This is a genomic window from Chryseobacterium salivictor, assembly GCF_004359195.1.
GTDB lineage: Bacteria > Bacteroidota > Bacteroidia > Flavobacteriales > Weeksellaceae > Kaistella > Kaistella salivictor.
In genome coordinates, this window is the sequence record NZ_CP037954.1 from 2,972,788 (window position 1) to 2,985,336 (window position 12,549).

9 protein-coding genes are annotated in these 12,549 nt (G+C 34.2%); 3 read left to right on the forward strand and 6 right to left on the reverse strand.

Annotation, left to right across the window (positions count from 1 at the left end):
• The first annotated feature begins 782 nt into the window (after positions 1 to 782).
• Together NBC122_RS13510 and NBC122_RS13515 are read left to right on the forward strand one after the other, a co-directional pair.
• A complete protein-coding gene (locus NBC122_RS13510; RefSeq protein ID WP_133440877.1) occupies positions 783 to 2,639 on the forward strand; it encodes a caspase family protein in 1,857 nt (618 codons plus the stop codon).
• Entirely contained in the window at positions 2,636 to 3,511 is an 876-nt protein-coding gene (locus NBC122_RS13515; protein WP_133440878.1) for a hypothetical protein, read from the forward strand. Before NBC122_RS13510 ends, NBC122_RS13515 begins: the two co-directional genes overlap by 4 nt.
• Before the next feature lie 114 nt (positions 3,512 to 3,625).
• Here NBC122_RS13515 and NBC122_RS13520 read toward each other — a convergent pair whose 3' ends face one another.
• The 3 genes from NBC122_RS13520 to NBC122_RS13530 form a co-directional block, all read right to left on the reverse strand.
• The gene (locus tag NBC122_RS13520; RefSeq protein WP_133440879.1) at positions 3,626 to 4,912 is read right to left on the reverse strand and encodes a helix-turn-helix domain-containing protein; all 1,287 of its coding nucleotides are present in this window, start codon (positions 4,910 to 4,912) and stop codon (positions 3,626 to 3,628) included.
• A gap of 217 nt (positions 4,913 to 5,129) precedes the next feature.
• On the reverse strand, positions 5,130 to 7,469 hold the full coding sequence (locus tag NBC122_RS13525; RefSeq protein WP_133440880.1) for an AAA family ATPase: 2,340 nt from the start codon (positions 7,467 to 7,469) through the stop codon (positions 5,130 to 5,132).
• Positions 7,470 to 7,490: 21 nt separating this feature from the next.
• On the reverse strand, positions 7,491 to 7,859 hold the full coding sequence (locus NBC122_RS13530; RefSeq protein ID WP_133440881.1) for a hypothetical protein: 369 nt from the start codon (positions 7,857 to 7,859) through the stop codon (positions 7,491 to 7,493).
• A 307-nt stretch (positions 7,860 to 8,166) separates the two neighbouring features.
• Here NBC122_RS13530 and NBC122_RS13535 point away from each other — a divergent pair, with 307 nt between their 5' ends.
• Positions 8,167 to 8,409 (forward strand): hypothetical protein, encoded by a 243-nt coding sequence (locus NBC122_RS13535; protein ID WP_165983167.1) that lies wholly within the window; start codon positions 8,167 to 8,169, stop codon positions 8,407 to 8,409.
• Between the two features lie 4 nt (positions 8,410 to 8,413).
• Here the strand turns inward: NBC122_RS13535 and NBC122_RS13540 are convergent, their stop codons facing one another.
• The 3 genes from NBC122_RS13540 to NBC122_RS13550 all read right to left on the reverse strand — a co-directional run bounded on the left by NBC122_RS13540 (position 8,414) and on the right by NBC122_RS13550 (position 12,526).
• Positions 8,414 to 10,708, reverse strand: a complete 2,295-nt coding sequence (locus tag NBC122_RS13540; RefSeq protein ID WP_133440883.1) for a hypothetical protein — start codon at positions 10,706 to 10,708, stop codon at positions 8,414 to 8,416.
• A gap of 1,198 nt (positions 10,709 to 11,906) precedes the next feature.
• Positions 11,907 to 12,131: a cysteine peptidase family C39 domain-containing protein gene (locus tag NBC122_RS13545; RefSeq protein WP_133440884.1), complete on the reverse strand. Its 225-nt coding sequence runs from the start codon at positions 12,129 to 12,131 to the stop codon at positions 11,907 to 11,909.
• Positions 12,128 to 12,526, reverse strand: coding sequence for a hypothetical protein (locus NBC122_RS13550; RefSeq protein ID WP_133440885.1), 399 nt, complete (start codon positions 12,524 to 12,526; stop codon positions 12,128 to 12,130). The genes NBC122_RS13545 and NBC122_RS13550 overlap by 4 nt, the downstream gene beginning before the upstream one ends.
• Positions 12,527 to 12,549: the final 23 nt, after the last annotated feature.

The window sequence follows — 12,549 nt, forward strand, 5'->3', positions numbered from 1 at the left end:
ACACTAAAAAAGAACAATCTGGAATGATGTGAAATTGCAAAAGATTAAAAAAGAATGATATGGATTAATTTGATTTTTTTGAAAATAGAAAAGAATGGTTAGGTCAACACATCGTCTTGAAGATAATCTTTTGAAAAATTAAAAATGGCTCATGATTTTGAAGTGAGGTTAGACCTTTCAAAAGATTCTAAAATAATAATTAGAGGAAATACATCTGAATCTGTAAAATGAATTTCACAGGAAAAGATATCTTTTCTACTTTATCGTAAGGAGTCCATTTATTTTTACCATATTGAAAATCATGAAGCTCGTAGTGTTATTCACCAGAACTTTTTCAATAATTTTCCTATATAAAATCTCCGGTTTGTGAGGGTAGAAGTTTTATTTCATTAGAAGTCTGTTTTGCAAAAAAGAAACCTTCCATTGCAATTTGGTCTTTATTTTTATATACCATCACAGCTGCATCTATAAATTCTTTTGCAGCAGATTTGCTTCGGGAAAAGATTTCTGCTCCCTTAAAGAAAATGGTAACACTCTTCTGGCTGTCAATAACCTTTTCTACATAAAATAATAACTTTCGCCCGCTTTGTATTGCATATAATGCAGGAATAGTATAGATAATAAATCAAATGTATAAACTCCTGTTCTCTATTAAGGATATGGAGGGAATGTTTCAAAAGGCAACCGTACGACTATTAAGACAAAGAAAAATTATGTATTTTAATTTTAATAACAATTATTTTACTATTTTTAGTTAAGGAAACTTCCAAAAACTATTAACCATGTCTAGAATCGCAATATGTATTGGAGTGAATAATGTCCAAAATTTCACACCTCTGAAAGGTGCTTCAAAAGGTGCTGTCGAATTCTCCAAATGGGCTACAGCGCAAGGCTACGATATAAAACTATTTACGGACGAAAATAAAAATATTGTTCGTGTAAGGGACATATACGATTGTATCAATCAGTGTTTGGAGGAAATGAAATATAACCAAATTATAGTTTATTTTTCGGGACATGGCATCTCCCGCGGACCAAATCAGGAATTCTGGTTTCTTTCTGAGGGCGGTAACAACGGAAATGAAATAGTTGATCTGACCAGATCTGCTGATAATGCCGTAAGATGCCCGATCCCCTACGTACTATTTATTTCTGATGCCTGCCGATCCTTGCCAACGGATGAAATCCATACAACCGGCGGACAGACTATATTTCCAAACCAAAAAATTGATTCGGGCAATACCATAGACATATTTTACGCAACAAGACCAGGTGCCCCAGCCTTTGAAATTGCTGGTGACAGTTTAAAAGAGGCACATGGAATATTTACGGAATCCCTAATCGCTTATTTGTCAGGTGAATTTCTGGAGACCATTGTTAACAATACTATAGAGGACGGTGCTAAAATCCAGAGATATCTAGACAAATATTACGACGTAAAGCAACTTACTGCGGACTTCAATTATAAAAGTTTACTTCAGCAAAATCAAAAATGGATTATTTCTGGGCCTGAAGTGGATATAAAACTAAAGGAATTTGTTGAGAGTAGATCCTTTGGAATTACAAAAGGGCAGTCGCCAGAAATTAGGGTCAACAATCATAAACAGGAACATCCATTATCAATATTCACAGATGAACAAGGAAAAAATCTAATCCTTAACCGTGTAAAGCCACCCAAACCGATAATTCACCCAATAGATCCTCTTCCTTATAAAATCAATAAAATGGAACAACTAAGAGAGTTTTCAGTAAGTTTATGGAAGGAAAGGTCTGATGTCGATCATATTAGGAATAAAGTAGCACATTTAGCGGAAGAAAAAATATTCGCTTCGGAGCAACTTTTTGATGATCCTATTTACAATAAGTATACAGGCATAGAGGTCATTGGCGAAGAAATTATTGATCTTATTACTCCATATAATTCTCTTAATGCACCCTGGAAACATAGAAATAAAAATTCAATCTCCTTTCATCCGGATGATCCGTACCGACCAACTTCATGGAGTCTTTTAAGACTAAAAGGTGATAGATCTGTACCAATAGCCATAATTGAGGGTTTTATTGCACAGCTTGTCTTCAAAGACGGATATCTTTTTACAGTTAATTATTCACCGGCAAAAACGAATCATTATACGTATGATGATTATCAGTCCAAGAAAGACGAAGTGACAAAAAAACGTAGTCTAATTGCTATTTCTGCCAACAATGGATTTAATTATAAAGAAGCATTCCAAAAGGTAGACTTCAGTAATTTCTATGGATCATATAATGATGCTGGCAGTTTCCTAAGAATGGGTAAATCCTTAGATCCAGCACTTGGAATGTATGCAGCATATGCTTTTAGGGAGTCCGGTGATTTTTACAAAATCAGATCTGTGTACAAGTACATGGCTATGGATAACCCCTATGTACCCTTTGATGTTGCTATGCTTGCAGGAAAACTGAACGCTGATAGACCGACAGCCGCATTTTGTCCTTTAATGTCCATCGGGTGGTCTTATAAACATTTATATGAAGATTTCATTAATCCGAAAATTATTGATGCCACAAAATATCTGGAACCGGGATTATGGACAACTTTTACAAGCAAAGGAACCGAATTACTTATTACCGAAATTCTAAATAACCAACATATATGAAACTAGTATTAATACATGGGCGTTCACAACAGAAATTTGATGAAAAGACCCTAAAAGAAGAATGGATAGCCGCACTCAATGAGGGCCTACAAAAAAATGAACTTTCTCTGAACATTTCCGAAGAGGACATCATCTTTCCTTACTACGGCAAAATGCTGATGAAGTTGATAGATGACAGAAATAGTTATCAGAAGGATGTCATCGAAAAGGGATCTAATGGTGTCGACCCTGAATTTGCACTATTCTGTTCGGAGTTTCTGGGCCAGATAGCTGTCAATGCAAACATCTCAGATGATAAAATAGCTGCAATCGGGGATATAGCAGTTACCGAAAAGGGTCCGCTAAACTGGCCTTGGGTGCTGGCAATTTTAAGGGCAATTGATTCTGAATCCGATTTTGGGCAGGACACCCTCTGGGCAATTACAAATGATGTTTATCATTACCTCAGAAATCCTTTTATAAGAAAGACAATAAATGAGTTTGTCACTTCTTTTATACCTGACGAAAAATGTGTCTGGGTAGGACATTCCCTCGGAACTGTCATTAGCTATGATATTCTCAGCAAGTATAATATTCCGAATATCAATGAAATAATTTCAGTTGGCTCGCCACTGGGAATGAACGTAATAAAAAGAAATATGGAAAGCCCATTATTGATGCCACCCTGCTCAATTAATGGTTGGTACAATGCTTTTGATAAGAACGATACTGTTTCACTTTTTCCATTATCAAAACCCCATTTCACAACCGATCCAATAATTACAAACTTCGACGGGGTAAAGAATGACACAAAGAACAAGCATGGAATAACAGGATATTTAAAAGATAAAGAAGTCGCTTTAAGAATTTATAACGCTCTTGCCAATAAGTAGATTTACATCTACCGACAGCTAATGCAAAGAAAGTAAAAAGGCGGTCAATAATAGAGACTGCCTTTTTACTTTTCCACTTTCTGAAAATATGTATCTTTAATTTTATCAAGAAACTTACAGCTTAATAAAATCATCCAGGATATCTAACAGAATAAGGTTTCCGAGATATTCATCGCTGTCTTCCTCGTCTCCTTCCATCATATCCTTGTAAGCGCGGTAATAATCACAGATAAACTGAGGCACACTTTCTCGCGGATATTCCTGAATCACTTTCGAAATCAAGGTTTTATCCATACTAAAAGAATAATCTTCGAATTCAACAAATTCCATATTAGGATATTCCGCCAAACTCAGCAGTAAATCAAGTTTTTCCGGAAGTAGATCACCTATTCCGCATAGAACTTCCAGCGTTGATTTGATCATATGCTCATCTTCTTTTTCCACCGCCCGAAGATACTTGGAAAGTTCTGCTTCGCGCAGGCACATCCCTTGTAGAAGATTTTCATACTCGGCCTTAAATTCTGTGGTAATGCTGTCATAGAGCCGTTGACTTTCTTCAAAGATGCCAGCATCTCTGTTAATCTTAGGCCTTATATTTTTATTATAAGTTTGTTGCTTATATTCTAGAAATTCTAAACGATCTTGTTCTGCTGCCATCTCTTCCCAATTCGAAATACATTCCAATAATTTCTTTTTTAAAGCTGCATCTTGCTTGATCGCAACATTATAGATCAGGTTTAAATAGGCATCTTTATCATTTGGAACAAAGCAGTAATCTTCTTCACCAACCCGGGTAAATACCGCAAAAAGGTCTAAACGTTCATAATTGTTGCGGTCGAAAAACAACCTAAAAATAACCTCCTTTTCAAAAGCAAACATTGGCAGCCTAAAACAAGTGTTCTCCATCTCATATTTTATCGTTTTACACAATGGATCATCATTCGTGATTGTATATGCTCCTGTCAGCAGAACCATCCTAAAAACAATCTCTTCCAGATCATTCCTATCCCGTGAAAACATAAATTCATGCTCATGGAAAATTTCTTCCTCTTGATTGTGCCATTTCGGAATATTCCTCATATCGATAGGTTTCCCGCCAAATGTCATTCCATAATGTACTTTGAATTGTTCAGCAAATTGTCGCTCTGTTAAATCCCAACCAATCTTTAATACGGCCTCTTTTATAGTCAAAGTAGGATCTTCCAGTTTATAATGACGTGCCAATTCAATTTTCATTCTAATCAGGTAGTCTCGCGGAGTAAACTCCGTGTTCCGTTTAAAGTCCCTTTTGAATTTTGAAATTGAAATTTTGTAGGGTTTCCGCAGTACATCGACCTCTCCAATAGAAATATTACCGACGTTTTGCACCATGCGTTCTATAATCTCCTCTATATAAGCCATAATAATTTTTTAATGCGTTGTATTGATTTTCAAAATTATCACTTTGTTTATTACCAGAAAAGGAAGTTCAAGGGCAATTTAGGAAGTCTGGAGTCAAATACCTGCTCCTTATATTGAACAAAGCTTTCTTACAGCATTATTTCTTTTTTTTTGTGGGGCTAATTATCAAATCAAAATACAGGAACACGTACAAAAAAACACTCCAAATATCTACGACTTATAGCATATTGTCTGACCATGGTGAAAGAAACTGGTTCATTATTTCTATATACTGCTCAGCATCCTCTTTCTGCATAATCAATCCGGGATGGGCAACATCATTTCTTTTTTCTCTAAGTTCGTTTATTAGGTCAATTTGTAAAGTTAATGGATCTTGAAAGATAGTGGTTAATATTGTACTCAATAAGTTATATTCTGTTGCACTGCAACAAGCTGATATCCTGTTTATTCCAAATTTAAATTTTTCTAATGATCCTTGCATCACACCAATAGTCCACTTCCTTGTAGCATGAACAGATCCGAATAATTTCTTTAATTCATTCTCCATTGCTCTTCCATACTGGAGAATCACTGGAGAAAAATCAGTGCCCTCTTTGATATTATGCAAGAGATATTGTCCAGATGCCAAATAATCTACCGTTATATGATTCAGTTTTGAAGTATTAAATATTAACGCGACATGCTGCAGATAGCGTTCTAAGTCAGTCCTATTACCATACTCATCAATTTTTTCTTCCAGTAACGAAATCTTGTCATCATTTTCTTCAAGATTCTTTTTCAGCTCTTCAAATTCGACCATAAAACTGTCTCTTCTGATGTTAAGAAGACTCAGCTGTAAATTGTTGGATTCATCAAAGAATCCACTATCAAACGCTTCATAATTAATACCGCCATCCTCTTCAATCACAATTGTCTCCACTTGCGTCCTGCCTGCCTCAATAGCTCCTAAGTTTCTTAAATAAAATATCTTGATCAAACTTTCTGATTGCTTTTCACTAGCAACCAGATTTTGGAATTTACGTATCAGATACTCGCTATGTGTTTCTATGACCAATTGTATATTGAACTTTTTATTCGCTTCAAAAAACATTTCAGCAAGCAATGACTGCCATTTGGGGTGTAAATTTGTCTCAGGTTCCTCAATGAGAAGTAAGCATGGATCAAAATAGTCCATATAGTACTCTCCTTCTTCACCGTAGTCATGAATGAGCCTTTTATTTTTTTCTGACAATACGCTGATTTGAATCAATAATAAAATAAGCTGTTTAATTCCATAACCATAGTCAACAAGTTCTCTCTTTTCGTCATTGAAATCAATAACCGAAACAAAAATTAACTGATAGTCGAGCCTGAATTCTATCTCTAATCTTTTTCCGATTTCGAAGGCCTTTAAATAGGTATTTAAAAATGACCATGGGTCATGCTGCAAAGGGATGTACGCCTTTAACAGATTTATAAAAGGAGAATTTAAAGTAGCATTGTAAATTCTTACATTCTGCTCCCTTACTGTAGAAAGGTAGTTTATCGACTGCACACGCTGCTTTAAAACTTCCCAGCTTTTTTTGAAAGTGTTCTCTAGCACATTATATTTAGTATAATCTTCATCTGTGGTCTCAATATCGCGCCAGATTAGGTTATCTCTTATTATCTCCAAAGAACTTTCAAAAAAGACTCTCTCTATTGATCGGTGCGGAAAAAACACTTCATCTGGTTCAAATTCCCTTTCTCCGATCTTTAATTTACCTTCTTTAATATCAGTTTCTTTAAGCTTATCAACAAATTTCTCCCATTTGTCAATATTAGCGTCCGATCTGAAAGATTTAATTATAACAGAGGGTATAAAAGAATAGTCCTTTTCCTCTGCAACTCCATCTACCCATTCGAGCCATTTTGCATTCCTTTTTTCTTCCAGATAAAACTTATAAAATACTAATGTTTCAGACAAAAAGCTGTGCAGCTTCTCAGAATTAACCCTCCATTCCACAAAACCCTCCAAAGGGTTCTCGTCGGGTCTACCAAATATTCCGTACATTTCCCAAAAATCCTTTTTATTAAGAGATGGATCGTCTTTTTGCACTTCGTATTCCTGCATCTGCTTTTGATATTTCTCCATATCATCCGTTTTGTCAAGATCGTCTGCATCCCTGTATTCGAAAAATAATAGACTGTCATTATTCCGACGGTCGCAAACTTCCATTTTTCTGAGTTTTCCCTTATAAGAATCACTAGATAAAACAGCATATGAAAGTTTTATATATGTGTATCTGTGTCCAAAGAAATTGAATGGTAAGGAAATCATAAGCTGCTTGCTTTTTTTATTGAATAACAAGTTTTCTAGATTTCCCAATAAATGCTCTTGGTCCGTTAGATCTAATTCATTTGGAAAAACATTTGCATTTACACTGTTCTTTAACAGTTGCATTCCTTTAATGATCGAACTTTTACCCGAATTATTGGTCCCTGTCAACAGGTTAATTGCTGAGAAGGTTTCCAGGAATCCCTGCTGATCATTAAAAATTCTGAAATTGTTAAAACCTACTATATCAATTGGGTGCATATTCTGTTCTTTAATATCTAATTAATTTTCACTTACCATAGTAGTTTTCCAAGCAGTAACTTCCAGCAGAACTGCAGCGTCACCAGCATTATTCCATACAGAATTGCCTAATTTCCAATACATTGTATATCTTTTATTTATACCATTATTAATGTCTTCAATTTTGGTTTTTCCGGTTTTTGTGTAAAGAACAACCTCATCCCCTTTTTTGACTTTTTGGGAATTGAACCAGTGCGTATGTCTTATTTTATTAGAGATAGTATCCTCACCTGAATAGGTTGTGTCTATGAGTATGTAATGGTTGAGATTGCAGTCTTCAACAACAGTCAGGTTTACTCTTTCACTTTCGAGCGTACCATAGTCTACGACACTATTAATTTTTAATTTCATAATTGGTTATTTAGCTTTCAAAGCAATTTAGTAATATTTATAATCTTAACAAAAGAAATTTAAATAGTTGAATAAGAATTGCTAAATTTATTAGAACACATCGCTTTTTTACAATAATGGATACCCTTTTTGAAAATAATAAATTTGAGATTGAAGTTCGAGATTAGCCATTAACTTCATTGACATTTTAATGCTTATTCAGCCAAGCTGTTCTTTAGCCGAATCACTTTCAAAACAGGATCTTTTCATCAATAGTATCATTGCGCAGTTGGGAGCTTCCCTCCTATTGAATCTACTTAAAACTGGAATGACAAAAAACAAGGGATCCTTCCTGAACCTTCAAAATTTCAAATCTCAGCCCTTTACCATCGACAGTTTTTTCAACTGCCGCGGCCAAAAGCCGTTGGCTTTTGGTGAAAAATCGGCTGCAACGGCTGCCCCTTTCACCTCTCCCCCGATAGCCGTTGTGGGTTATTTGTGGGATACAAGGTATCCCAATACGTTTTGCAGAGAAATTATAATAGGAATAAAAATTCAAGATATCAACTAACATCTTATTTATCAGCACTTTTTTCAAATGGCATAATATCATTTAGAACATTAGGAATACCTTGCTCGCGATATTCTGTATTTACGCTGATTTGTACGACCTCTCTTGAATCCTTCCAGTGAATTACACTCAAAAATGCCAATGCTAACTGAACCTTTAAATCTTGATTATTCGGATCATTCTCTAAATTCCATCGATCTTTTGTCTCCCTGTTCTCCTCTTTATTGATATCTATTACCGATCCGTAGATTTTTAATTCGTCATTTATAAGTACAAGTCTTAATTCATCAATCTCCTCTTGCTGTAAAGCTCTATGCTCTATAGCTGGTAAATCATCTTTTCGGACGACGAATATTAGATCTTGAGTACCATATTCTGTGGCAGGTATCTCCAATACTCGGCTTTTAAAACTACTTTTATCAATAATTTCTTTAGCTTGATAGTGAAGTCCTATCCCAATGAGTACGATTCCAGTATGTTCGCCTATCAATCTTGTTAATCCGGGTATCAAATCTTCAGCTCTTAATAAATATCTTTTTGTTCTGGCTATCGCAAAAGAGTTTGGTATGTATCTATTAATGCCTTCTCTAGCTAAAGCCGCAGCAAAAACTGTATCATAATTTATATGAGGTGTATCGCCTTCCGTAAATGCAGCTTTGGACATCAAGATCGTACTTCCGGTCACAGATACTTTAGTTCTCCCTTCCTTGTGCTGCTCATCCAACGGTATAAAAATAGAGTCGTATTCACGGAAAGCGTCTCCTAGTATAGAATTTGAGCCTTCGTAGAAGTTCTGGATCATCCTCTCCGAAAGTTCGGCGTTAAGTTTTTGATTCCCAATTTTATCAGTTATGGATTGTTTTAAATGCTCAACAAATTGTTCTAATTCGGCTTTCTTAGTATCATCCTCTTCATAATTTAAAGTGTGAAGCAACTCTGTATTTTCACGAACATCTTTTAGACACTTCTCAAAAAAAGATATATTATTAAGCCAATTACCTAACTCTCCTACCTCATCCGGTAGGTTCGGAAGATCGGTAAAATTCTGATAACTATAATATTGTACCTGGAAAAATTGCCTAATGAACAATATGGTTAAATAACAACATATCCAATAGGTGACCTGTCTTCTATTGCCCAGATTATCCAGCTCAGGAAAATAATACTTAAAGTCGATTGGTGCTCCTATATTTTTGTATTCATTACTGAAGTGTTCAAACCAATGAAATATCTCGGCCATAGATTTCGGTAACAGAACATATTTAGGAGGTTGAGATTGCGTGAATTCAAAAAAGTATTTTAATATATCATACTGACCTCGATAATACATCAAACCACCTAATGCATAATGGAATTCTAGAAAACGCTGGCGTTCCAAATCTCTTCTTTCAACTTCAATTTCATTGCTTATATTACCACCCGATTCGTAGTTTGGAATAAGCAATCTAAGTCTGTAATCATAATACTGACTTGAATGAGCCCAAAACATTTTCACCAGTCTCGGGTAATCACAAATTGTATAAATATTACGCCAAAGAGAATGGTATGTTTCATTAGATATGATAATCTCTTCGAAATCTTCTCCTAATAGCCAAATACCGCTTACGGCTCGATGTTCAATTGCCCTTAACTTTCTGTTTTGGACGACTGTGGATTCTTCATTAAGTTTGTTGACCATAAAATACAGGTCGACCGGATATACTAACAGTGCATCTTTGGGATTGTTTCTTCGGATATTTGCAAAAGTTTTGTAGTAAAATTCAAGTAACGTCTCTTGTAGATGCTCATCCTGTTTTTCTATGGCGTAATAAGTCATTTCATTAATCGCTTTCAGATAGTACTGTCTCTTTTCATCTTTTTCAGATAAAGCATCATTTTCCCTGATTATATGGCTTAATAAAGAGCTTGACTTCCCATTAAATAAACTAACTTTCTCTAACCATTTGAAGAACAATACGGTCAATAAAATTGTAAAAGCAAAAACTAAAAAATTGGCTGAATTATTAATAAACCAGTTATCCCATCCAAAGAAAGGCTGTGATTTAAAAATTACAAATAGAAATGAAATAAGCGTTGCAAACAGAATTAACTTAAATAGGGAAATATTGTACTCTTTTTCCCCGATTTTAAACTTCAGAGCTTTTTGCGGATATTCATAGTTAAATAAAACGGATAGATATTCAGACTGGTATTTATCACCTATATTCGAAGTCTTATCTACAATTATGGGATATGCAATGCCTAATATCGCAATATCTATTGCTACACAAATTTCTACTATATTTTCAATACTTATCATACAATAATCTTAGGTTTAAATTTGGCTAGGCCAAATAATATTTTTCTTTTAATTAGGAAGGCAGCGGGTTCACTGACATTGTCGATCATAATTATAATAAAAAATCAGGAGAGTTTGCCTCTGACATAATCTCACTGAATTATTTTTTTGTTCTAAAAGGTACATCTAATTTATTTACGAGATCTGTTTTTAACTAACTTTTCGATCTGATAGACATTACGTCAGGCTCTGTGACAATACGCCCCTTCGATTTGATAGTATATTACTGTTCCATAAGCGGTTAAAAACAACTATGATAATTTAATAATAATTAAGGAAAACCGTAGAAAACTCTTAAAAGTTGTTTTATGATCTATATAATTTCACTTTCCAGCCCATTGTTATATTTGTTGACAAATTCAGTAAATGATATACCATTTATTTCTGAAAATAGAGACGAAAAGTTTGTCCTTGACTCGATACCGCACTCTTTCACAAGAGTTTTGCTGCTATAACTTCGGTATTTTTTGTCTTTGCTAAGCCTCTCCGTAGCTCACTGAGATATCGGTTAAAACTTGCCCTTTTATGCTCATTGACCAATGAACTTAATCCTATTTTCCACCACTTCGACGCTTTATTGCAGTAAGGGCTATTAATTACTGATTTTGGATTATTAGTAAATATTTGTATTTCAATGATCTTCAAAAAATAATTCACAAATAAAATATTTAAATATTAGGAAAAAAAACTAAGTCCCGAAGTTTTTCTCCCTTTTTGAAAAAAAGGCAAGATCGTCTTTGTAGATAAAACTTGAAAAGTTTGTACGTACAAAGACACATCTTGCTATCAAAACCTCCAAAGTTTAAGGGGCTTCTGAAAATAAACTATCGCAAAATTCGAGAGATTGATTATGGGAGAATTAAATAATTATTGCTCATAAAAAAAAAGGATAATTGCTGTAATCATTTTACGCATATAGAGTCTAAACCTATGTCCAATTTACACAGGTGTTGTATCTATTTTATGCAGGTGCAAGAAAAACACCTGTAATTATTATATGCGGACTCGTTGCATTATATTTACATTTATATATGCTTGTGAATTTTAAAAATTGACAATCTTTTGATTTGTCAATCAAAGTTGCATTAACTCTTATTTGACAAAATAAACATTTAAATTTCAAGCTTTTAATAACTTAATATTGTTGCTTAACCTCTGCTCATTCTAAGGTTCTGACGTCGATTTGCACTCCCAAACTTCGGAAACCCAAATTTTCTGCGGTGTCGCTTAACCCCAGTAAAGAACTTCCTTCTCTTGTGGTTTCTGATAAGCTGCGGATTTGTTGTAAAGGAATGGTTTTGCCGTAGTATTTACTGACGATTCTAAGGCAAGTTGATCCGCAATCTTTGGCGTCGGGTTGGTTGAAGAAAGGAAAAAATTTCAATATTGAGCTTTAAAATTGTCTGTTCCAAAAATCGCCAATATTTTACAATCTAATAGATACCGAAGTCGTTTTATTATTAAAGTTTCAAAATCTTGTAAATCGCTTACAGCAAAATCATCATCTAAATAATTAGACATTGCTGTGAAAAAACGACTTTTCAAAATTGGTGTTTTTAATTCATCAATAATAATTGCATTAATTTCATCAAAATCGTAGGAAATAAAAAGATCATTACATTCTCTTACTTTTAACTTTTGATTTTCTTCTTGTTCATTATTTTGTTCAGTTTCTATTTCAAAACAATTTTTTAAAAACACAATACAGAAATCAGTATTATTATATATTAAAAAATCAAATTTTTCAGCAAGTTGAATTAAAAAGAAATCTCTTGCCAATAAATCTTTTGTATTGAATTTTA